This window comes from Azospirillum sp. CT11-132 (genome assembly GCF_047302835.1).
Lineage (GTDB): Bacteria > Pseudomonadota > Alphaproteobacteria > Azospirillales > Azospirillaceae > Azospirillum.
In genome coordinates this window covers 2,521,659-2,542,863 of record NZ_JBGLZA010000003.1, presented here as the reverse complement: position 1 = coordinate 2,542,863, position 21,205 = coordinate 2,521,659, and the positions used below count along the sequence as shown (strand labels likewise).

19 protein-coding genes are annotated in these 21,205 nt (G+C 68.1%); 5 read left to right on the top strand and 14 right to left on the bottom strand.

Annotation, left to right across the window (positions count from 1 at the left end; genetic code table 11):
- Nucleotides 1-113: 113 nt before the first annotated feature.
- The 4 genes from ACCD06_RS17980 to ACCD06_RS17965 form a co-directional block, all read right to left on the bottom strand.
- On the bottom strand, nt 114-863 hold the full coding sequence (locus ACCD06_RS17980; RefSeq protein ID WP_413342219.1) for an electron transfer flavoprotein subunit beta/FixA family protein: 750 nt from the start codon (nt 861-863) through the stop codon (nt 114-116).
- 177 nt (nt 864-1,040) lie between these two features.
- Nucleotides 1,041-2,705: an acyl-CoA synthetase gene (locus tag ACCD06_RS17975; RefSeq protein ID WP_413342217.1), complete on the bottom strand. Its 1,665-nt coding sequence runs from the start codon at nt 2,703-2,705 to the stop codon at nt 1,041-1,043.
- Nucleotides 2,706-2,859: 154 nt separating this feature from the next.
- Nucleotides 2,860-3,582: a response regulator transcription factor gene (locus ACCD06_RS17970; RefSeq protein WP_109075983.1), complete on the bottom strand. Its 723-nt coding sequence runs from the start codon at nt 3,580-3,582 to the stop codon at nt 2,860-2,862.
- Between the two features lie 79 nt (nt 3,583-3,661).
- Nucleotides 3,662-6,451 (bottom strand): cache domain-containing protein, encoded by a 2,790-nt coding sequence (locus tag ACCD06_RS17965; protein WP_413342214.1) that lies wholly within the window; start codon nt 6,449-6,451, stop codon nt 3,662-3,664.
- Between the two features lie 231 nt (nt 6,452-6,682).
- On the opposite strand from ACCD06_RS17965, the gene ACCD06_RS17960 reads away from it, so the two are divergent.
- Complete coding sequence (locus ACCD06_RS17960; protein ID WP_109075985.1) at nt 6,683-7,006, top strand: DUF485 domain-containing protein; 324 nt, start codon at nt 6,683-6,685, stop codon at nt 7,004-7,006.
- Nucleotides 7,003-8,685 carry a cation acetate symporter gene (locus tag ACCD06_RS17955; protein ID WP_413342212.1) on the top strand — a complete coding sequence of 561 codons (1,683 nt, stop codon included), beginning with the start codon at nt 7,003-7,005 and terminating at the stop codon, nt 8,683-8,685. Before ACCD06_RS17960 ends, ACCD06_RS17955 begins: the two co-directional genes overlap by 4 nt.
- A 62-nt stretch (nt 8,686-8,747) precedes the next feature.
- Here ACCD06_RS17955 and ACCD06_RS17950 read toward each other — a convergent pair whose 3' ends face one another.
- Nucleotides 8,748-8,969, bottom strand: coding sequence for a hypothetical protein (locus tag ACCD06_RS17950; protein ID WP_109075987.1), 222 nt, complete (start codon nt 8,967-8,969; stop codon nt 8,748-8,750).
- Between the two features lie 53 nt (nt 8,970-9,022).
- On the bottom strand, nt 9,023-11,062 hold the full coding sequence (locus tag ACCD06_RS17945; protein WP_413342210.1) for an ATP-binding protein: 2,040 nt from the start codon (nt 11,060-11,062) through the stop codon (nt 9,023-9,025).
- A 306-nt stretch (nt 11,063-11,368) separates the two neighbouring features.
- Here ACCD06_RS17945 and ACCD06_RS17940 point away from each other — a divergent pair, with 306 nt between their 5' ends.
- Together ACCD06_RS17940 and ACCD06_RS17935 are read left to right on the top strand one after the other, a co-directional pair.
- Nucleotides 11,369-11,611 (top strand): hypothetical protein, encoded by a 243-nt coding sequence (locus tag ACCD06_RS17940; protein WP_085087450.1) that lies wholly within the window; start codon nt 11,369-11,371, stop codon nt 11,609-11,611.
- On the top strand, nt 11,608-11,850 hold the full coding sequence (locus tag ACCD06_RS17935) for a hypothetical protein (RefSeq protein ID WP_109075989.1): 243 nt from the start codon (nt 11,608-11,610) through the stop codon (nt 11,848-11,850). Before ACCD06_RS17940 ends, ACCD06_RS17935 begins: the two co-directional genes overlap by 4 nt.
- 28 nt (nt 11,851-11,878) lie before the next feature.
- Here ACCD06_RS17935 and irrA read toward each other — a convergent pair whose 3' ends face one another.
- The 3 genes from irrA to ACCD06_RS17920 form a co-directional block, all read right to left on the bottom strand.
- The gene (gene irrA, locus ACCD06_RS17930) at nt 11,879-12,301 is read right to left on the bottom strand and encodes an iron response transcriptional regulator IrrA (RefSeq protein WP_211103633.1); all 423 of its coding nucleotides are present in this window, start codon (nt 12,299-12,301) and stop codon (nt 11,879-11,881) included.
- A gap of 222 nt (nt 12,302-12,523) precedes the next feature.
- Entirely contained in the window at nt 12,524-13,921 is a 1,398-nt protein-coding gene (locus tag ACCD06_RS17925; RefSeq protein WP_413342208.1) for an NAD(P)H-dependent flavin oxidoreductase, read from the bottom strand.
- Between the two features lie 265 nt (nt 13,922-14,186).
- A complete protein-coding gene (locus ACCD06_RS17920) occupies nt 14,187-14,930 on the bottom strand; it encodes a glycerophosphoryl diester phosphodiesterase (protein ID WP_413342206.1) in 744 nt (247 codons plus the stop codon).
- 66 nt (nt 14,931-14,996) lie between these two features.
- On the opposite strand from ACCD06_RS17920, the gene ACCD06_RS17915 reads away from it, so the two are divergent.
- Nucleotides 14,997-16,034, top strand: coding sequence for a lysine-2,3-aminomutase-like protein (locus ACCD06_RS17915; RefSeq protein WP_413342204.1), 1,038 nt, complete (start codon nt 14,997-14,999; stop codon nt 16,032-16,034).
- A gap of 10 nt (nt 16,035-16,044) precedes the next feature.
- Here the strand turns inward: ACCD06_RS17915 and ACCD06_RS17910 are convergent, their stop codons facing one another.
- The 5 genes from ACCD06_RS17910 to leuS form a co-directional block, all read right to left on the bottom strand.
- Nucleotides 16,045-16,383 (bottom strand): GIY-YIG nuclease family protein, encoded by a 339-nt coding sequence (locus tag ACCD06_RS17910; protein WP_247874485.1) that lies wholly within the window; start codon nt 16,381-16,383, stop codon nt 16,045-16,047.
- A 79-nt stretch (nt 16,384-16,462) separates the two neighbouring features.
- Nucleotides 16,463-16,993, bottom strand: coding sequence for a tryptophan-rich sensory protein (locus ACCD06_RS17905; protein WP_413342202.1), 531 nt, complete (start codon nt 16,991-16,993; stop codon nt 16,463-16,465).
- A gap of 46 nt (nt 16,994-17,039) precedes the next feature.
- Nucleotides 17,040-18,065, bottom strand: coding sequence for a DNA polymerase III subunit delta (gene holA / locus ACCD06_RS17900; protein WP_413342200.1), 1,026 nt, complete (start codon nt 18,063-18,065; stop codon nt 17,040-17,042).
- 18 nt (nt 18,066-18,083) lie between these two features.
- A complete protein-coding gene (gene lptE, locus ACCD06_RS17895; RefSeq protein WP_136704988.1) occupies nt 18,084-18,626 on the bottom strand; it encodes an LPS assembly lipoprotein LptE in 543 nt (180 codons plus the stop codon).
- Nucleotides 18,613-21,183, bottom strand: a complete 2,571-nt coding sequence (gene leuS / locus ACCD06_RS17890) for a leucine--tRNA ligase (RefSeq protein WP_413342198.1) — start codon at nt 21,181-21,183, stop codon at nt 18,613-18,615. The genes lptE and leuS overlap by 14 nt, the downstream gene beginning before the upstream one ends.
- Nucleotides 21,184-21,205: the final 22 nt, after the last annotated feature.

Here is a 21,205-nt window from a genome sequence, read left to right as displayed (position 1 = left end):
CGGGAGAGGGGGTGGACGCTTGCGGACATGAACTCTATTCGCGGAGCGGCGGCAGTTCCCTCTCCCGCGAAGCGGGGGAGGGTTAGGGAGGGGGCACCCGGTACAACCAGTCCTCAGATCACCCGCGCCTCGTTCTTCAGCTTGTCGACCAGCGTGGCGACGTCCGGCACCTTGATGCCGGCCTGACGCTTCGCCGGCTCGGCCACCTTCACCGTGGTCAGGCGCGGCGTGACGTCGACACCCAGGGCGTCCGGGGCAACGGTCTCCAGCGGCTTCTTCTTCGCCTTCATGATGTTCGGCAGCGAGGCATAGCGCGGCTCGTTGAGGCGCAGGTCGGCGGTGACCACCGCCGGCAGCTTCAGCTCCACCGTCTCCAACCCGCCGTCGATCTCGCGGGTCACCGCGACCTTGCCGTCGCCGGCAACGACCTTCGAGGCGAAGGTGCCCTGACCCCAGCCCAGCAGCGCGGCCAGCATCTGGCCGGTCTGGTTGCAATCGTCGTCGATCGCCTGCTTGCCGAGGATCACCATCCCCGGCGCTTCCTTCTCGACCAGCGCCTTCAGCAGCTTGGCGACGGCGAGCGGCTCGGTCGTCACGTCGGTCTGCACCAGGATGGCACGGTCGGCACCCATGGCGAGAGCGGTGCGCAGGGTCTCCTGCGCCTGGGCCGGGCCGACGGAGACGACCACGATCTCGGTCGCTGTGCCGGCTTCCTTGCACCGCACCGCCTCTTCGACGGCGATCTCGTCGAAGGGGTTCATCGAGAATTTCACGTTGGACGTCTCGACGCCGGACTGGTCGGTCTTCACCCGGATCTTGACGTTGTAATCGACGACGCGCTTCACGGCGCAGAGGATCTTCATGGCGCGGGTCCCCTAAGGATTGGGCAGCGTGTGGGCATGGGGGGACTTGCCCCCACCCCGACCCTCCCCCGCTGGGCGGGGAGGGGGCGGATGCTTGCAGAGACATCGCAAAGGACGGCGGCAGTCCCCTCCCCGCCCAGCGGGGGAGGGTTAGGGTGGGGGTAGCGGCTTAGGCTGTTACAGCCCCTCGGTCTGCTTGCGCAGGACGTATTTCTGGATCTTGCCGGTCGAGGTCTTCGGCAGCGGGCCGAACACCACCGTGCGCGGGCACTTGAAGTGGGCCATGTGCGACCGGCAGAAGGCGATGATATCGGCCTCGGTCGCGGTGGCGCCGTCCTTCAGGGTGACGAAGGCGCAGGGCGTCTCGCCCCACTTCTCGTCATGGCGGGCGACGACGGCCGCCTCAAGCACTTCGGGATGCTTGTAGAGGACATCCTCAACCTCGATCGACGAGATGTTCTCACCGCCGGAGATGATGATGTCCTTCGACCGGTCCTTGATCTCGACGTAGCCGTCTTCGTGCCAGACGGCGAGGTCGCCGGTGTGGAACCAGCCGCCGGCGAAGGCCTCTTCCGTCGCCTTGGGGTTCTTCAGGTAGCCCTTCATGACGTTGTTGCCGCGCATCATGATCTCGCCCATGCTGCGGCCGTCCTTCGGCATCGGCTCCAGCGTGAAGGGATCGGCGACGATCACCGCCTCCAGCATCGGGCCGCGCACGCCCTGGCGGGCCTTGATCGCCGCCTTCTCATCCAGCGACAGGCCGTCCCAGCGGTCATGCCAGACGCAGACCACGGTCGGGCCATAGCATTCGGTCAGGCCGTAGACGTGGGTGACTTCCCAGCCCATGCGCTCCATGCCGGCGATGACGGCGGCGGGCGGGGCGGCGCCCGCCACCATCACCTTCACCTTCTGCTCGATGCCCTGCTTCAACTCGGCCGGGGCATTGTTCAGCATGTTCAGGACGATCGGCGCGCCGCAGAAGTTGGTCACCTTCTCGTCGCGGATCAGCGTCAGCACGGCGTCGGGACGGACCTGACGCAGGCAGACGGCGGTGCCGGCGGTGACCGCGATGGTCCAGGGGAAGCACCAGCCGTTGCAGTGGAACATCGGCAGCGTCCACAGATACACGGGCGCGTCGCCCATGTTCCAGGACAGCGCGTTCGACACCGCGTTCAGATAGGCGCCGCGGTGGTGATAGACGACGCCCTTCGGGTTGCCGGTGGTGCCGGAGGTGTAGTTCAGCGCGATGGCCTGCCATTCGTCGGCCGGCAGGCTCCACGCATGTTCGGCACCGACGTCGCTGATGAAGGCTTCATAATCGCGGTCACCGATCAGCTCGCCGCCGGTGTAGGTCGGGTCGTCGATGTCCACCACCGGGATCGGCGAGTCCAGCAGGGCCAGCGCCTTCTTGGCGACGCCGGAGAACTCGCGGTCGACGATCAGGATCTTCGCCTCGCCATGCTTCAGGATGAAGGCGATGGCCTCGGCGTCCAGGCGGGTGTTGATGGCGTTCAGCACGGCCCCGGCCAGCGGCACGCCGAAATGCGCCTCGAACAGTTCCGGCGTGTTGGCGGCCAGCATGGCGACGGTGTCGCCGGTGCCGATGCCCAGGTTCGCCAGCGCCGCGGCCAGACGGCGCACGCGGACGAAGGTCTCCGCCCACGTCCGGCGGACCGGGCCGTGGACGACGGCCAGACGGTCGGGCCACACCGCGGCGGCGCGCTCCAGGAAGGTCAGCGGCGTCAGGGCGACGAAATTGGCGGCGTTGCGGTCGAGATCGCGTTCGTACGGATTGACGCGGACATCGACGCTTTGATTCGCCGCGGCGGCAGTTTCACTCATCGGACCGTTCTCCCCAGGGGTTCTTTGTTGCGCGCCGACATTGGGCGCGGCGGTGTTGGAAACAGCCTCTACCAGATCAGCTTTGCGCAACTTTCTCAGGATTATGACCAATTGTTATTGGCGTTGTTTCACGGCGGCGCGAGGGGGTGCCCCGTCACCGCAGCCACGTCACGTCTCCCGCGAACAGGTACCCGGCGCCGTAAACGGTCTTGATCAGCCGCGGCGCGCGCGGGTCCTCCTCGATCTTCTTGCGGATGCGCGAGATGCGGACGTCGATGCTGCGGTCATAGGGAAAGTCGTCGCGGTCCTGGTCGGGACCCTGCAGATGCTCGCGCGACAGCACGCGCTTGGGCGCCTTCAGCAGCATCAGCAGAAGCGAGGCCTCCGCCGCCGTCAGGCTTTCCTGCCGGCCATCGTCGGCGGTCAGCGTCAGGTTGCCCAGATCGAACACCCAGGGGCCGAAGCGCGCCCGCGCGGTCTCGGCCGGGGCGGCGGCGCTGGACAGCTGTTCGCGGCGGCGGATGGCACTGTTGACGCGGGCGACCAGTTCCCGCGACTCGAACGGCTTCACGATATAGTCGTCGGCCCCCAGCTCCAGCCCCAGCACGCGGTCGGAGGTGCCGCCGCGCCCGGACAGGATGATGACGCCGAACCGCACATCCTCCCACAGCTCGCGCACCAGGGTCAGCCCGTCCATGTCCGGTAAGCCGAGATCCACCAGGCACAGGTCGGGGGCCTGTCGCTGGATCGCCGCCCGCGCCTCCCGCCCGCTGGCCCAGCAGGACACGTCATAGCCGTAGCCCTCCAGAACCTCCGTCACCAGCCGGCGGATGTCGGCTTCGTCCTCGACCACATAGATGCGCTTCTTCTGTCCCACGCGCGTTTCCCCTCGGCACTCGTCGCCCTGCATTTTTTCAGGTGCGTTCTATTAGGTGCGTTCTCTGGACCCGATCATATCAGGCCGGCGCGGGTTCGGCGGCGTGGCCGATGGCCGCCACCAGGTCCCGCTTGTCCCATGGCTTGCGCAGTATGACGGCATCGGCGGGGACGTCGCCATACTCGACGGCGAATCCGCTGACCAGAACCACCCGCATCGCCGGCCGCAGCAGCCGGACGCGCCGCGCCAGCTCCACCCCCGACAGACCGGGCATGACGATGTCGGAGACCAGCAGCGACAGCCCGTCGATCTGCTCCACCAGCTCCGCCGCCTCGTCGCCGCTGGCCGCCTCCACCACCGAGAAGCCGAGATCCACCAGCTGCTGGCGCATCACCTGCCGCACGTCGTCATTGTCCTCCGCCACCAGCGCCAGTTGGCCGGACCAGCCGCCGGGCTGCGGTTCGGCCGAAGCCGGATCGGCCTCCTGCAACCGGGGCACCGGCTCGGCGCGCGGCAGCAGCAGGGTGACGGCGGTCCCCTCCCCCGGCCGGCTGTCGATGCGCAGATAGCCGCGCGACTGCTTGACGAAGCCGTAGACCATCGACAGACCCAGCCCCGACCCCAAGGCCTTCGTCGTGAAGAAGGGTTCCACCGCGCGGGCCAGCGCCTCCGCCGTGAAGCCGGTGCCGGTGTCGCTGACGCGGATTTCCAGATAATCGTCGGGCCGGACCGGCTCGTCGAAGGACTGGTCGCCCTCCACCCTGCGGATGCCGACCGCAATGTCGAGCCGCCCGCCGTTGGCCATGGCGTCGCGCGCGTTGATGGCGAGGTTGACCAGCGCGTTTTCCAACTGGGTCTGGTCGGCGATGGTCCAGCACTCCCGCCCCTCCTCCGGCACGCCGATGGCGATGGAGCTGGGGAAGGAGCGGCGCAGCAGCACCGCCATGTCGCGCAACAGGCCGCACAGCTCGATCGGTTCCGGCTTCAACGGCTGCTGGCGCGAGAAGGCAAGCAGCCGGGCGGTGATGTCGGCGCCGCGGCGGCCGGCGCGCTGGGCCGGCTCCAGATAGGCGTCCAGCCCCTCCACCGCGGCGTAGCGGTCGCGCGCCGCCGACAGGTTGCCGATGATGATCGACAGCAGGTTGTTGAAGTCGTGCGCCAGCCCGCCCGACAGCTGCCCGACCGCCTTCAGCCGTTGCGCCTCCACCAACTGGCGTTCGGTCTGCTTCTCGTCGGTGATGTCCAGCGTCAGGACGAACAGGCCGGTGACGGCGCCCTCCTCCAGTCCGCCCTCGCCGCGATGCGGGATCAGCGTCGTCTTGGTCACGATGTCGCGACCGTCGCGCGGGAAGGCGTATTCGAAGGTCACCACGCTCCCCGACAAACAGCGGTCGAGATGGGGACCGAGCGCCGCCATGGCGCGCCGGCCGACCACGGCGGCAAGGTCGCGGCCGATCACCTCGGCCTTGTCGCGCCCGACCAGTTCGGCCCAGCGCAGGTTGGCGAAGGTCAGCCGGCCGTCGCGGTCCAGCCCGGCGATGCAGGCGGGAATGGCGTCCAGGATCACGCGCTGCCGGGTTTCCGCCTCCGCCAGCGCGGCGGTGCGGTCGCGCACCCGGCTGTCCAGCGTGGCGACGGTATCGCGCAATTGCCGGACCATGCCGTCGAAGGCGGTTCCCAGCAGCCCGATCTCGTCGCCGCGGCGGATGCCGCTCTGGGCGTCGAGATCGCCGGCGCGCACCTGCGCCGCGGTGTCGGCCAGACGGCGCAGCGGCCGGACCAGCCGACCGACCGCGATGTAGCCCAGCAGGCTGCCCGCCGCCATCAGCGCGATGCCGATGGCGAGGATGCGGTTGCCCAGCACCACCGACGACCGCCGCAGCTCGTCCACATAGACCGACGAGGCGATGTACCAGTCGAAGCCCTCGAAATGCCGGACCCAGCTGATCTTCTCGTAGGCGTAGTTGCCGGGATCGTCGGGCTTGTCCCACAGGTAGGTCAGCGGCTCCCCCTTGGCCGCGGCAACCTTCAGATCCTCGGCGATCGGGCGCCCGGTGGCCGAATTCAGGCGGTCGCCGAAGGCCGTGCCCTCGATGTTCGAATTCGGGTGGATGATCATCCGGTTCGCCGAATCGAAGATGTAGAGATAGCCGGTGCGGGCGATGCGCAGCTTGCGCAGGGCCTGCCGCAGATCCTCGATGGCTTCGGCCTTGCGCCGCTCCACCTCGGCATCGACGTCGGCCAGATAGGCGCCGGTGCCGACGATGATGCCGCGCTTCGACAGATCCTTGAAGAAGCTGAGCTTCGGCGCCCGCTCGTCACCGTTGGGCCGCCACCACGGATAGGTTTGGAACCCCTCCCCCTCGCGCTTGGCGGTGGCGACGATGGTGGGCAGGATGTGGCGGCCCAGATTGTCGCGCAAATCGTCGGACTTCCGCCCCTCATAGTCGGGCGACGGGTGGGACAGGATCACCGAGTCGTAGCCGATGGCCCAGACATAGTCGCCGTTGCCGTAGCGGAAGGCGTGCAGCCCCTCCATCGCCTCGCGCCGGGCCTCCTCCATCGTGATCTCGCCACGGTCGGCGCGGGCATAGACATGCTCGATATAGCCGACCGCCAGTTCCAGCACATCGCGCAGGCGGGTCTTGTACGACTCCACCGTCGACGTCCGCTGTTCCTCCAGCCCGACGCGGATGCGGCTGACCAGTTCGAACACGTTGTCGAGGATGGTGCGGCTGGCGTCGCGTTCGATCTCGTAAGCCTTCTCCTCGATGAACGGGACCGAGAAGACATAGGCCGCGGCGGAGAACAGCCCGAGCGAGATCAGGATCGCCGAGAACAGCCGGAGGAACAGGGGCGAGCGGATCATTTTCCGGACGGGGACGGCAGGATGCGGGAATTGGGGAGTTGCCGCCATCATCCCAGCTTCGCCGCCGCGCCTCAATGCGAATCGGTGGGATTGTTACCTGAATTGCGCTGAAACAATTCGTCATATTTCCGGGAAATTTGCGAAACAGTGTTTTGTTAGCCGAAAAGCCATAAGCCGAATCCCATCAATTTGGGTCGGGCACCACAAGGACGTCCAGCGTCTGGAGGAAACATGCACTCCCCCGCCAACAATCCCGTTTACGAGAGGGTTCGCCGGAACCCCAAATTCCACGAGCTGGTCCGCCAGCGCAGCCGGCTGGCCCTGGTCCTGTCGGCCGTCGTGCTGGTCGGCTATTACAGCTTCATGATGGTGGTCGCCTTCGCGCCGGACCTGCTGCACAAGCCGATCTCCGACGAGTCGTCGCTCAGCGTCGGCTTTCCCATCGGGGCGGGGATCATCATCCTGTCCTGGCTGCTGACCGGCGTCTACTCCCACTTCGCCAACGGCCGTTTTCAGGACCTGACCGACGAGATCACGCGGGAGACGCTGCAATGACCTCCCGCCGGATCCTCCTCGCGGCGGCTGCCGCCACCCTGTCCGCCACCCTGTTCGCCCTGCCGGCGCTGGCCGCCGGCGATGTCGGTCAGGTGGAGAAACAGCCGATCAACCTGTCGGCCATCGGCATGTTCATCGCCTTCGTGCTGATGACGCTGGGCATCACCTACTGGGCGGCCAGCCGCACCCGCTCCACGTCGGACTTCTACACCGCGGGCGGCGGCATCACCGGGTTCCAGAACGGTCTGGCCATCGCCGGCGACTATATGTCGGCCGCGACGCTGCTGGGTCTGTCGAGCCTGGTGTTCGCCAAGGGCTATGACGGCTTCGTCTACACCATCAGCTTCTTCGTCGGCTGGCCGATCATCCTGTTCCTGCTGGCGGAGCGGCTGCGCAACCTCGGCCACTTCACCTTCGCCGACATCGCGTCCTACCGGCTCGACCAGGGCAAGATCCGCACCTTCGCCGCCATCGGCTCGCTGACGGTGGTGTGCTTCTACCTGATCGTCCAGATGGTCGGCGCCGGCCAGCTGATCAAGCTGCTGTTCGGGCTGGACTACAACATCGCGGTCATCGTGGTCGGCGTGCTGATGGTGGTCTACGTCACCTTCGGCGGCATGATCGCCACCACCTGGGTGCAGATCATCAAGGCGGTGCTGCTGCTGGGCGGCGGCATTCTGCTGGCCTTCCTGGCGCTGTCGCGCTTCGGCTTCAGCCTGGAGGCCATCGCCAAGAGCGCCATCGCCGCGCACAAGGACGGCGTGAAGATCATGGGGCCGGGCACGCTGCTGGCCGACCCGGTGTCGGCGGTGTCGCTGTCGCTGGGCCTGCTGTTCGGCACGGCCGCCCTGCCGCACATCATGATGCGCTTCTTCACCGTCCCCAACGCGCGCGAGGCCCGCAAGTCGGTCTTCTACGCCTCGGGCTTCATCGGCTTCTTCTTCCTGATCGTCTGCGTTCTCGGCATGGCGGCGATCACCATCGTCGGCACCGACCCGCAGTTCTTCGAAGGCGGCAAGGTCGGCGGCAAGCTGATCGGCGGCGGCAACATGCCGGTGATGCATCTGGCCAAGGCGCTGGGCGGCGATCTGTTCCTGGGCTTCCTGTCGGCGGTCGCCTTCGCCACCATCCTGGCGGTGGTGTCGGGTCTGGCGCTGGCCGGCGCCTCGGCCATCGCCCACGACCTCTACGCCCGCGTCATCCGCAAGGGCGAGGCGACGGAGCGCGAGGAGATGCGCGTGTCCAAGATCGCGTCGCTGGTGCTGGGCGTGCTGGCCGTGGTGCTGGGCATCGCCTTCGAAAAGCAGAACGTCGCCTTCCTGGTCGGCCTGACCTTCGGTGTCGCGGCGTCGGTGAACTTCCCGGTGCTGATCCTGTCGATGTACTGGAAGGGCCTGACCACCCGCGGCGCACTGGCGGGCGGCATCGCCGGCCTGATCTCCGCGGTCACGCTGGTGATCCTGTCGAACGCCGTGTGGGTCGTGGTGCTGAACAACCCGGCGCCGATCTTCCCCTACGAGCAGCCGGCCCTGTTCTCGATGACGCTGGCCTTCCTCGTCACCATCATCGTGTCGAAGCTGGACAGCAGCGCGTCCGCCCGTGCCGAGCGCGAGGCTTTCGAGGACCAGTTCGTCCGCTCCCAGACCGGCATCGGTGCCGCCGCCGCGGCCAAGCACTGACGGCCTGACGGTCCAATGAAGGGCGCCCTTCCCCAGCCTCGGGGAAGGGCGCTTTTCTTTTGTCAGCCCGCCGAAACGCTGTTGTCCTTGCGGCGCGACAGCTGCACCTGCCCGTCCAGGCATTTGACGTAGCCGGTCTTGCCCGGCTTCAGCCCGTCGAGGATGGTCACCAGCGCCCGCGGGATCGCCGCGAATTCCTTGGAGCCGCGCGACTGGCCGTTGTAGGCGGCGATGTGCTTGCGCACCTCCTCCTTGGACACCGGCTTCCCGTCATTCCCGATCATCTCGTCCGCCTTTCGATCCGCCTCAAAGCCAACAGGCTTGATTGGCGACAGGCTTACGCCGGCAACCCGTCCGCCGCAACCGGCGGGCCGACGCGGGTCGCCGGAAAGCGGATGGTGGCGGTGGTGCCACGGTCCGGTTCGCTTTCGATCGACAGGCTTCCGCCATGCAGGGCCATCAGGTCGCGGCAGATCGACAGCCCCAGCCCGGTGCCGCCGAACCGTCCGGGGATGCTGCTGTCGGCCTGCTGGAAGGGCTCCAGGATACGGGTCAGCGCCTCGGCCGGAATGCCGATGCCGGTGTCGCGCACGGCAATGGCGATCCCGCCGTCCTCCTCCCGCACCGCGCTCACCGTCACCCGGCCGCCGCGCGGGGTGAATTTCACCGCGTTCGACAGCAGGTTCAGCAGCACCTGCCGCAACGCGCGCTCGTCGGCCAGCAGGCCGGGCAGGCCGGGGGCGCAGTCGACCGCCAGCAGCACGCCGCCGGCGTCGGCCGGCACCGCGGCCAGCGCCCGGCAATTCTCGATTGCCCCAGCCGGTTCCAGCCAGCTTTCATCCAGCGTGTAGCGCCCGGCCTCCAGCTTCGACATGTCCAGCACGTCGTTGATGAGGTCGAGCAGGTGCCGGCCGCTGTTCTGCACATGGCGGGCATAGTCGCGGTAGCGCGGGCTGCCCAGCGGGCCGAACAGCTCGTGCAGCATGATGTCGGAAAAGCCGATGATGGCGTTCAGCGGGGTGCGCAGCTCGTGGCTCATGGTCGCCAGGAAGGCGCTCTTGGCGCGGTTGGCGGCCTCCGCCTGATCGAGCGCCGCGGCGAGCCGCGCGGCCGCCTCCACCCGTTCGGTGATGTCGCGCGCCTCGACCACCAGCACCGTCACGGCGCCCCGGTCGTCGAACACCGGCTTGATCGTCACGTCCATCACGCGGGTCGTGCCGTCGGTGACCACGTCGGTCTCATAGCGGACGAATCGTCCCGACGCCGCCTTTTCGATGGATTGACGGAATCCCGCCGCCAGCTCGTCGGTGCGGGCCCAGCCGCGGAACTCCCAGGCGCGGCGCCCGACCAGGGCTTTGGCCGGCAACCCGGCTAGCGCGCAGGCCGGCTGGTTCAGCGCCAGAACCCGACCATCCGGCGACAGCAACCCCATGATCTGGAAACTGCTGTCGAACAGCGCCTGCGACCGCCGGTCGCTGGCCCGCAACGCCTGCGTCGTCGTCTCCAGCCGACCGAGCTGCCGCAAGGCCAGCAGGGCCAGCAGCGTCACCACCACCGAAACCGCCGCGGTCTCCAGGACGCGTTTCCAGCGGTCGTTGTACCAGCCGGCCAGCACGTCGTCGGTGCGGATGCGGACATAGACGTACAGCGGCAACCCCGCCACCCGGCGGACCGTGCCGATGCGCTCGCGCCCTTCCGCCGGGTCGAAGCCGGACAGCGTCCGCGCGGCTTCCCCGGCGGGCAGCCGCGGCAGAAAGGCGGCGAAGGCGGCGCGATCCTGGTCCAATCGCAGGCCGGTCCGCGAATAGGCCAGGACCGCGCCGTTCTCGCGATAAAGCAGGATGATGCTGAGCGGCCCGATGGTCTGGCTGGCGTAGAGCCGGGTGAAGCGGTCGAGGTCGAGCACCACCACCGCCACGCCGCTGCCGTCCGTCAACGGCCGGGTCATGGCCGCCCGCCAGCCGCCGTCGGCCGTCTGGTATGGCCCGACGAAGGCCGCCGAACCGTCGCGCACCGCATCGGCCAGCGGGGTCCCGGCGACCGAGGCCGGGGCGTCCAGCCCGGCGGCCTGCCGCACCCGCCCGTCCCGCTCCACGATCAGCATGCTCCGCAGCGCCGGTCCGGGACCGGCATCGGCGCCCGGCGGCCCTGCCGTGTCGCTCAGCAGATGAGCGGCGATCCGTCCGCTTTCCGCCATCGAATGCAGGGAATAGCCGGCTACGACGATGACGCGGCGGGCATCCTCCTCCAGAAGGATCGACAGGTTGACGGTCTGGCGCAGCCCGTCCTGGATCGCCCGGTCGCGCGCGCGGTCAAGGTCGGCGTAGGCGACCAGCCAGAAGCCGGCGATCACCGCCACAAGCAGGCCGATGCGCAACGCGGCGACCGGCGGCAGGGACGATAAGCGCCACCGTCTCCCGCGTGCGCCACCGTCCGGTTCGGAGAGATCCGTCAAAGAGAATGGTCCGCCGCATCTGAATTCTGAGATGGCGTCAAGCCGGAAAGGCCGGACGCGGCGAACTGTAGCATGCCGATGCGGGGCATTTCACGTTCGCACACCCCTGATCCGTGCAGAACCTGCAACGCGGTGCATGATGCCCGGTTCGGGAAAAGTTTGGCTCGACAAAGCCGCCCGCCCGCGCTTCTCTGCCCGACGACGATGCAAGGGAGGGTCCGGACCGGCATGCTGCAGGATTTCATCGATGGCCTGAGTCAGGGGCCGTTCTTGGGGCTGATGCTGTTCCAGATCGCCATCGTCTGGCCCTTGTCGCGCATCCTGCGGCGGGCCGGCTTCTCGCCGCTGTGGGCCCTGTTCTCGCTGGTTCCGCTCGGGCATGTCGTCCCCATCGGCGTGATGGCGCACAGCCGCTGGCCGGTCCTGCCGGCGCGTCAGGCGCGCAAGGTCAAGGCACGGAGGACGGCATGACGGAGACCGTGATCCATCTGGGCTTCTGGGAACTGCTGATCGGCTCGATCGTCACGATGTACATGCTGATCGCCGGCGGCTGGGTCCTGGCCAAGGCCGGGCGCAGCCCGCTGTGGATCCTGCTGCTGCTGTTCCCTTACATCAACGTCCTGGCGGTGTGGGCCTTCGCCTTCATGCGCTGGCCCTTCGTCGACCGCGCGCCCAACGCCGCCGAACCGGGACCGGCCGACAGGAACTGAGCGCGGAACGGGATCGGTAAAAGCAGGTTCAGCAATCGTCCTGGATCAGGCGGACGATCACGTCGACGCGGGCGACGCGGGTGCCGGCGGGAGCGGCCGGCAGGTTCTGCACCATCACCCGGTCGGCGGGGATGTCCTCCAGCCGGCCGGTGGATTCGACGAAGAAATGGTGGTGATCGCTGATGTTGGTGTCGAAGTAGGACTTCCCCGCCTCCACCACCACCTCGCGCAGCAGGCCGGCGGCGGTGAACTGGTTCAGCGTGTTGTAGACAGTCGCCAGCGACACCGGCAGGTCGGCGGACAGCGCCTCGCCATGCAGCTGTTCCGCGGTGACGTGCCGGTCGCAACCTTCGAACAGCAGCCGGGCAAGGCCGAGGCGCTGGCGGGTCGGGCGCAGACCGGCACCGTTCAGCCGGTCCAGGACTCGCTTGAAGGGACGTTCGGCGGTCATCATGGGCGTGGCCCCCGTACTGTCGACATCGGGATCGAACACATGGTCCGGGACAGAACCGCGGCACATGGCCGCAATCCGTTCAACTGTAAAACCATTCGGAAAGGCCGCGCAAGCCATTGTCGCACCGACGTCAACCGGACGGCACACGCGCGGCGGGCGAATGCAAAGGCCGCCGGCAGTCTCCCGCCGTCGGCCTTGCCCGTCCAATGATGCGCCCGGTCAGTAACCGGTGGCGATCCGTTCAACCAGTTGCTTCACCGTGGGGATGAAGCCGTCGTTGTAGTAGGGATCGCTGGCGAAGCGGTAGGCGTTGTGCCCGGCGAACATCAGCTGGTTTTCGCAGTCGTCGGTGTGGCTGACCGCCTGGAGCGTCTTCTGGATGCAGAAGGAGCGCGGATCGGCACGCTTGCCCGTCGTCCCCTCCTCGTTCTGCGCCCAGTTGGAGAAGCCGCAGGCCGACAGGCAGCCCATGCAGTCGACCTGATCGTGCAGGATCTTCTCGGACTGCTGGGGCGTGACGAAGACCAGCGTGCTGTCCGGCGTCTTCAGCGCGGTGGTGAAGCCCTGGGACAGCCAGCCCTCGGCGCGCTGCTTGTCGCTTTCGGTCACATAGACCGGACGGCCGCGCGGACCGACCGGGAATTCGGCCGAATGCTCGCCCACCGGCTTGGACAGATAGGCGACCTGACGTTCGGACCGCCCCATCAAATCCAGCAGGAACGGGTTCTTCACCGCCGACGAATAGAAGCCGGTGGGGGAGAAGCGGTTCAGGAAGACGTCGCCCGGCTGCAGCGCGACCAGCTTGCGCTTCCACGCCATGGAGATCGGGCTCTCCTGGGTCAGCAGCGGACGGGTGCCGAACTGGAAGGCGATCGGACCCAGATCGGGGTTGTCGATCCAGTCCTCCCACTCCGACAGCCACCAGACGCCGCCCGCCATCACGATGGGGGTGTCGTTCAGGCCGAAGCTGTTCATCATCTGGCGCAGGGCCAGGACGCGGGGGAACGGATCCTCCGGCTTCTGCGGGTCTTCCGAGTTGGACAGGCCATTGTGACCGCCGGCCAGCCACGGATCCTCGTACACCACGCCGCCCAGATGGTCGCGGAACTTGTGGTAGGCGCGCAGCCACAGCGCGCGGAAGGCGCGGGCCGACGACACGATGGGATAGTAATGGACGCCGTAGCGCACGGCGATCTCGGCCACCTTGTAGGGCATGCCGGCGCCGCAGGTGACGCCATGGATCAGACCCTGGGCGCCTTCCAGCACGCCGTGCAGGATGTGCTCGGCGCCGCCCATCTCCCACAGGACGTTCATGTGGATGCGGCCCTGGCCGTTCGACGTCTCGTGCGCTATGCGCGCCTGGGCGATGCCGCCCTCGATGCCGAAGGCGATCAGCTCGTCATGGCGCTCGCGCCGGGTCTTGCCCTTGTAGATCTGCGGCAGAAGGTTGCCGTTCTCATCATAGCTGTCGGCGTTGACACCCGAGAAGGTGCCAATCCCGCCGGCCGCCGCCCAGGCGCCGGAGCTTTCGCCGTTGGACACGGCAATACCCTTGCCACCCTCGACGAGCGGCAAAACCTCCCGGCCGGACATCGGCAACGGCTTCAACGCCTTCAACGAACCCTCCAAAGACCGAACGTGGCATCCCGTGGGACGCCGGACCAAAGCGGCGGATACCAGACGACGAAAGGCTCCACCGGAATCCGCGTGGGTTCCGGCGGGATCGCCAGTGCGGTTCTATATATGAGGAATTGGCGCGCCCTACGAGCGGATTCATCCCCCCGCGCAAAAAACGTTCACGATTTGCCGCAGTCGCGAACGGAAGCGTCAGCGTGTCGACCGGTCACCCGGCGGATCATCTGGCGGACCATCAGGCGCCCGATCAGGCGAGCGGCCCCAGCTCCCGCGCCAGCCGGCCGGGCGCGTCGGTGAAGACCGCCGACACGCCCCAGCCGAACAGCGTCCGGGCACGATCGGCGTCGTTGACGGTGTAGGACAGCACCGGCCGGCCGGTGGCACGGTATTCCGCCACGCTGTCGGCGGTCTGGCGGCTCTGGTCGACGTTCAGGGTTGCCGCCCCGATGCGGTCGGCGATGGCGGCCCAATCGGCCGGCGGGTCCCACAGCAGATAGCCGCGCGGGATCTCCGGCCACAGCCGCTGCGCCACCTCCAGGCAGGGAACCTCGAAACTGGAGAGCAGGAGCGGCCGGTCGGACGGCCACAACGGCCGCAGCGTGTTCAGCGCCACCTCCGCCGTGATCTCCTCCTGCCCCGGATAGGGCTTGATCTCCAGGTTCAGCCCGAGTCCCAGCTCGCGGATCAGATCCACCGCCTCCTCCAGCGTCGGAACCCGTTCGCCGACGAAGGCGGCATCGAACCAGCGTCCGGCGTCGAGCTGCTGCAACGCCGCCAGATCCAGCAGCGGCACGGCACCGGTGCCGGTGGTGGTGCGGTCCAGCGTATCGTCATGGATCAGCACCGGCCGCTGGTCGCGGGTCAGCATGACATCCACCTCCACCCAGCGGGCGCCCTGGCGGGCGGCTTCGCGGATCGAGGCGAGGGTGTTTTCCGGAGCGCTTTCCTTGGCGCCGCGGTGGCCGATCAGGCGGGGAAGAGTCGACAGCATGGGTCTCGCAGGAGTAAGAGCGGTCGCTTTCCTACATGACCCATTCCGTCGAAGCGGGAAAGAGCGATGAAGGCCCTGCACAGCGTTTCCGATCTGGTGGCCGCCGGGCTGATGACTCCCGAAGCCGGCGAGGCCGTACGTACGGTCGCCGACCGCTATGCCGTGGCGCTGACCCCGTACCTGCGCGAGACGCTGGCCGGACGTACGGACCCGCAGGATCCGCTCTATGCCCAGTACGTCCCCTCCCCCGCCGAGGCGTACAGCACGCCGGAGGAGCTGGAAGACCCGATCGGCGACGGCGCGCGCAGCCCGGTGAAGGGCATCGTTCACCGCTATCCCGACCGGGTTCTGCTGAAGCCGCTGCATGCCTGCGCGGTCTATTGCCGCTTCTGCTTCCGCCGCGAGATGGTCGGTCCGGGCGGCGAGGCGCTGACCGCCGACGAGCTGGACGCGGCACTCGCCTACATCCGCGATCACCAGGAGGTGTGGGAGGTCGTCATCACCGGCGGCGATCCGCTGCTGCTGTCGCCGCGGCGGCTGCGCGGAATCGTCCAGGCGCTGTCGGCCATGCCGCATGTCGGCATCGTCCGCCTGCACAGCCGCATCCCCGCCGCCGACCCGGAGCGCGTCACCCCGGAACTGCTGGAGGCGCTGACCGCCCCCGACCTCGCCACCTGGGTCGCCGTCCACATCAACCACGCCGACGAGCTGACACCGCCGGTGCGCGCCGCCCTCGCCCGGCTGGTGGAGGCCGGCATCCCGCTGGTCGGCCAGACCGTGCTGCTGAAGGGCATCAACGACAGCCATGCGGCGCTGGAGGCGCTGTTCCGCGGCTTGGTGCGCAACCGGGTGAAGCCCTACTATCTGCACCACCCCGATCTCGCCGCCGGCACCAGCCATTTCCGCCCCACCCTGGCGGAGGGGCAGGCGCTGGTAACCGGCTTGCGCGGCCGGCTGTCCGGCCTGTGCCAGCCGACTTACGTCCTCGACATTCCCGGCGGCCATGGCAAGGCCCCCGCCGCCGCGGCCTGGATCGAGGAGCAGGGCGAGGGCCGCTATCGCGTGACCGACTTCACCGGCCGGGTCCACGATTACCGGGGCTGAGCCCTTCCGCTCAGATCGCCTCCGCCCCCATCGCCGCGATCCAATGGGCGACCCGCGCCTTCAGCGCGGCGGTGCGGGCGAAGGCAAGGTCCTCGTCCTCAAGCCGCTCGACGATTTCGAAGGCCAGCGACTCAGGCCCATGGGCGTTCCATGCCGCCTGCAGGCTGCGGTGCGGACAGCCGCCCATCTTCAGCTGAAACCACAGGCGGTTCTGGATCTTGTCGAGATCGGGCGCGCCGCCCACCCACACCGCACCGGCGGCCCCGCAGCGGACGGCGAACACGCCGGCCACGCTCTTGCGCTCCTTGTAGGCCGCCACCGCCGCCTTGCGATCCTCTTTGCCAACCACGTCCAGCCTCACCGCATGCATCATCGTTCCCGACTGGTTATACCCGGGTGATATTCGATGCAAGGTTTTTATCCGGGTATTATCCCCAGAGGGCCGGAGTGCCGAACAGCGGATCGGGGTTGATCAGCGCGTTGTGGATGCCGACCACCGATGCGAAGCCGGTCCACAGGATCAGCGGCGTCCAGATCAGCGCGATGCTGCGGTCGTCCCGCGCCACCAGCGCGATGCAGAAGGAGGTGATGACGAAGAAGGACACCGTCCAGGCCGCGGCGAGGATCGAACTGCCCAGCGCGAAATAGACGAGGCTGAAGGTGGCGTAGATCACCCAGGTCACCGCCTGCAGGCCGATCAGCAGGCCACGGCTGCGGATTCGCCGCGCCGGGTCGAGCAGGCGGATGTCGCCCCAGATCTGGAAGACGTTCAGCGTGAACCACATCACCGGGAACACCCAGCCCGGCGGCTGCAAGGGCGACGGCTGATGCCCGGCGAAGGGCTGGCCGCCGCGTTCGACGAAGCCCCAGGCGTTGACGATGACCCAGAACAGCAGGGGTTGCCACCAGCGCACCCGGAAGGGGGCGGGCGGTGGCGCGGTGTCTATGGCGTGGCTCATGCCCCGCCAGATAGCGCGCGGCCCCCAATGGTCAAGTCAGCGCCCGTTAACGCCGCGCGCCCAGCGAAGCCAGCTGGAACAGCACGCGGGCGCACAGCGTCTCGTCCGGCATGTTGGTGCGCTTGCAGTCGGCCTCGGCATCGACCAGCCGTTCCAGCGCCTGCCGGACATGGTTGGGCGACCAGTGGCGCGCCTGTTTGACCAGCCGGGTCTTCAGCTTGAAGAAGACCGGCGGGCGCAGCGACTCGACGGCGGCCTCCGCCGACTTGCCGGCGGCGACCTGGGCGGTGAGCAGTTGCAGGCGCTGGAAATGGCGCTGGGCGCCGCGCAGGATCGGCACCGGCGAGGTGCCCTCGGCGAACAGCCGCGCCAGCGAGCGGTCGAGCGTGGCGAAATCGCCCTCCGCCGCCGCCCACACCGGCTCGTCCATCGACAGGGCGGCGCTGTCGCCGATGCAGGCCTGGGCATCCTCCAGCCGCACGCGCTTTTCACTGCCCATGTAGAGCGCCAGCTTCTCCGCCTCGCCACGGGCCACCATGCGGTCGCCGACGAGGTTGGCGGCCAGGAAGCTCAGCACGTCGGGATCGGCGGTCAGCCCATGGCCATGCAGGATGTCGGCGATGACGCGGCCGAGCGACGCCTCCTCCTCCACATAGCAGGGAATCGCGGCACCGGCGTCCGCTCCCTCGAACAGAAGCCGCAGCTTGGAGCGGGCCGAGAGGTCGCCCGACTCGACCACCACAAGGCTGTCGCCCGGCGGCAAATTCTCGAAGAAGGCGGTGAAGGCGGCGGTGCTGTTGTCCTCCGCGTCGCGGACACGGATCAGGCGCCGGCCGCCGGTGAAGGAGATCGCCGCGGCTTCGTCCGCCAGCCGCGCCGGATCGTCGGCGATCGCGCGCCCCAGGAACTCGGCGACGCGGAACGGATCGGACAGGTCCTGCACCACCGTCTTGCCCAGCGTCTGGGCGCGGTCGCGCACGAGGCCCGAGTCGGGGCCATAAAGCAGCACCGCCCGAACCTTGCGGTCCGGGCTGCGCAGAAAACCGTCGATCGCCTTGGGCTGGAGCTTCACCCGTGCATCCCCGGCCGGTCAGGACCCGCGGCCGAGATACATGGCGACGCGGGTGGTGATGTCGTTGGAAATGTCCTCGAGCGCCCGGTCATAGGCGCTCCGCACCGTCTCGATGGCAGCGTAATGCTGTTCCAGCGTGTTGTAGCTGATCATCGAGCGCGAGCTGGACTGGAACACCACCTGACCGGTCTGGGTGTCGGTCAGCCGGTAGGGGGCGTTGACCAGCAGCTGGGCGCGCACGGCGGTGGCGTCCTTCTGCAGGGCCAGCTTCTGCTCCGACGCCGACAGCGCCACATCCAGCCGGTAGCGCGGATTGCTCGGCCGCTCCGACGGATAGAAGTTGTCGATCAGCAGGTTGCGGAGCTTCTGCCCTTCCCGGTTGGGGATCGACGCGATGTCGACCTCCATCAGCCGGTCGGCCGCGGCGGCTCCAACCCCCTGGCCACCGTAGAGCGGCTGGAAGCCGCAGCCCGACAGCGACAGGGCGGACAGACCGAGCGCGAGGGCGAACAGCCCCCGCGCCACGGTCTGGCGGAACAGTCTGGTATCAGACGACGACATTGATCACCCGGTTCGGGACGACGATGACCTTGCGCGCCGGCTTGCCGTCCATGGCGCGCTGGACGTTGGCATCGGCAAGCGCCGCCTGCTCCGCCGCGTCCTTGTCCATGTCGCGCGGCAGCTCCAGCGTGGCGCGCAGCTTGCCGTTGACCTGGACCGCGACCTTGACGCTGTCCTCCACCACCAGGGCGGGGTCGGCCTCCGGCCAGGGCTGGTCGGCCAGCAGGGTGGTGTGCCCGAGCTGCGCCCACAGCTCCTCGCCCAGATGCGGCATCATCGGGCCGACCAAGCGGACCAGCGACTCGAAGCCTTCGCGCAGGACCCAGGCCTCGCCCTCGCCCTTGCCGTCCAGCTCGCCCAGCGCGTTGGACAGCTCGCGGACACGGGCGACCGCCTTGTTGAAGCGGAACTTGTCGAGATCCTCCGACACGCCGGCGATGGTCTTGTGGACCAGACGGCGGGCGGCGTCGGCCTTCGGGCCGAACGACTCAGGTCTAGGCGTGCCGGCGGCGGGCAGCTCCACCGGCGCCTCGGTCACCATCCGCCACAGGCGGTTGATGTAGCGCCACGCGCCGTCGATGCCGGCCTCGGTCCATTCCAGATCGCGTTCCGGCGGGCTGTCCGACAGCATGAACAGGCGGGCGGCGTCGGCGCCATAGGTGCCGATGATGTGCGCCGGGTCCACCACGTTCTTCTTGGACTTCGACATCTTCTCGACGCGGCCGACATTGACCGGCGCGCCGCTGTCGGCCCGGACCCACTCGCCCTTGTCGTTCCTGGTCAGGTCGGTCGGGGCCAGCCAGGCGCCGGTGCCGGCGTCCTTGTAGGTCTCGTGGTTGACCATGCCCTGGGTGAACAGGCCGGTGAACGGCTCCTCCAGATCCAGATAGCCGCAGGTCTTCAGCGCGCGCGTCCAGAAGCGGCTGTAGAGCAGATGCAGGACCGCATGCTCGATGCCGCCGATATACTGGTCGACGCCCAGCCAGTAGTCGACCGAGTCGCGGGTGAAGGCGGCATCCTCGGTCTTCGGCGAGCAGAACCGGGCGAAATACCAGGACGACTCGATGAAGGTGTCGAAGGTGTCGGTCTCGCGCAGCGCCGGCTTGCCGCAGGTCGGGCAGCTGGTGTGCTTCCAGGTCGGGTGGTGGGCCAGCGGGTTGCCGGGCTTGTCGAAGGTCACGTCCTCCGGCAGCACGACCGGCAGCTGGTCGTCCGGAACCGGGACGATGCCACACGACTCGCAATGGATGACCGGGATCGGGCAGCCCCAATAGCGCTGGCGCGACACGCCCCAGTCGCGCAGGCGGTACTGGGTGGTGCGCTCGCCCTGGCCCGCCGCCTCCAGCCGCTTGCCGGCCTCGTCCTTGGCCGACTCGGTGTCGAGTCCGTCGAGGAAGGCGGAGTTCCGCAGCACGCCGGGGCCGGTGTAGGCCTCGGTCCCGACATCGAAGGCCGCCGGGTCGGCATCGGCCGGGATCACCACCGGACGGACCGGCAGACCGTACTTGCGGGCGAAATCCAGGTCGCGCTGGTCATGCGCCGGGCAGGCGAAGATCGCGCCCGTGCCGTATTCCATCAGCACGAAGTTGGCGACATAGACCGGCAGCTCCCACGACGGATCGAAGGGATGCACGACCTTCAGGCCGGTGTCGAAGCCGCGCTTCTCCGCCGTCTCGATCGCTTCCTCGCTGGTGCCCAGCCGGTTGCACTCGGCGATGAACTCGGCCAGTTCCGGGCTGGACGCGGCCAGTTCGGCGGCCAGCGGGTGATTCGGGGAGATCGCGGCGAAGGAGGCGCCGAACAGCGTGTCCGGACGGGTGGTGAAGACCTCCAGCTCCTCCTCGCGCCCCTTGATCTTGAAGCGGAAGCGGACGCCGGTGGACTTGCCGATCCAGTTCTCCTGCATGATGCGGACGCGCTCGGGCCAGCGGTCCAGCGTCTCCAGGCCCTTCAGCAGGTCTTCGGCATAGGCGGTGATCTTCAGGAACCACTGCGACAGCTTGCGCTTTTCCACCAGCGCGCCGGTGCGCCAGCCGCGGCCGTCGATCACCTGCTCGTTGGCGAGAACGGTGTTGTCCACCGGGTCCCAGTTCACCCAGGATTCCTTGCGGTAGGCGAGGCCCGCCTTCAGGAAATCCAGGAACATCTTCTGCTCGTGGCGATAATACTCCACGTCGCAGGTGGCGATCTCGCGGTCCCAGTCGATGGACAGGCCCATCGTCTTCAGCTGCCCGCGCATGGTCGCGATGTTCTCGCGCGTCCAGGCGGCCGGGTGGACCTTCTTCTCCAGCGCGGCGTTCTCGGCCGGCAGGCCGAAGGCGTCCCAGCCCATCGGGTGCAGGACGTTGAAGCCCTTGGCGCGCTTGAAGCGCGCGATCACGTCGCCGATGGTGTAGTTGCGGACATGGCCCATGTGGATGCGCCCCGACGGATAGGGGAACATCTCCAGCACATAGTATTTGGGCCGGGAGGCGTCCTCGCGCGCGGTGAAACAGCCCTTGCCGTCCCACACGCCCTGCCACTTCGCCTCGGTTTCCTTGACATTGTAACGCGACATGAGCGCGACGCCGTTTTCCGTT

What these genes read in the sequence shown, in the direction of transcription:
- lptE (WP_136704988.1), bottom strand. Translation starts at nt 18,626, where the DNA reads ATGTCGTCGTCTGATACCAGACTGTTCCGCCAGACCGTGGCGCGGGGG.
- ACCD06_RS17950 (WP_109075987.1), bottom strand. Translation starts at nt 8,969, where the DNA reads ATGATCGGGAATGACGGGAAGCCGGTGTCCAAGGAGGAGGTGCGCAAG.
- ACCD06_RS17920 (WP_413342206.1), bottom strand. Translation starts at nt 14,930, where the DNA reads ATGCTGTCGACTCTTCCCCGCCTGATCGGCCACCGCGGCGCCAAGGAA.
- leuS (WP_413342198.1), bottom strand. Translation starts at nt 21,183, where the DNA reads ATGTCGCGTTACAATGTCAAGGAAACCGAGGCGAAGTGGCAGGGCGTG.
- ACCD06_RS17915 (WP_413342204.1), top strand. Translation starts at nt 14,997, where the DNA reads ATGAAGGCCCTGCACAGCGTTTCCGATCTGGTGGCCGCCGGGCTGATG.
- ACCD06_RS17955 (WP_413342212.1), top strand. Translation starts at nt 7,003, where the DNA reads ATGACCTCCCGCCGGATCCTCCTCGCGGCGGCTGCCGCCACCCTGTCC.
- irrA (WP_211103633.1), bottom strand. Translation starts at nt 12,301, where the DNA reads ATGACCGCCGAACGTCCCTTCAAGCGAGTCCTGGACCGGCTGAACGGT.
- ACCD06_RS17905 (WP_413342202.1), bottom strand. Translation starts at nt 16,993, where the DNA reads ATGAGCCACGCCATAGACACCGCGCCACCGCCCGCCCCCTTCCGGGTG.
- ACCD06_RS17980 (WP_413342219.1), bottom strand. Translation starts at nt 863, where the DNA reads ATGAAGATCCTCTGCGCCGTGAAGCGCGTCGTCGATTACAACGTCAAG.
- ACCD06_RS17965 (WP_413342214.1), bottom strand. Translation starts at nt 6,451, where the DNA reads ATGATCCGCTCGCCCCTGTTCCTCCGGCTGTTCTCGGCGATCCTGATC.
- ACCD06_RS17975 (WP_413342217.1), bottom strand. Translation starts at nt 2,705, where the DNA reads ATGAGTGAAACTGCCGCCGCGGCGAATCAAAGCGTCGATGTCCGCGTC.
- ACCD06_RS17960 (WP_109075985.1), top strand. Translation starts at nt 6,683, where the DNA reads ATGCACTCCCCCGCCAACAATCCCGTTTACGAGAGGGTTCGCCGGAAC.
- ACCD06_RS17935 (WP_109075989.1), top strand. Translation starts at nt 11,608, where the DNA reads ATGACGGAGACCGTGATCCATCTGGGCTTCTGGGAACTGCTGATCGGC.
- ACCD06_RS17940 (WP_085087450.1), top strand. Translation starts at nt 11,369, where the DNA reads ATGCTGCAGGATTTCATCGATGGCCTGAGTCAGGGGCCGTTCTTGGGG.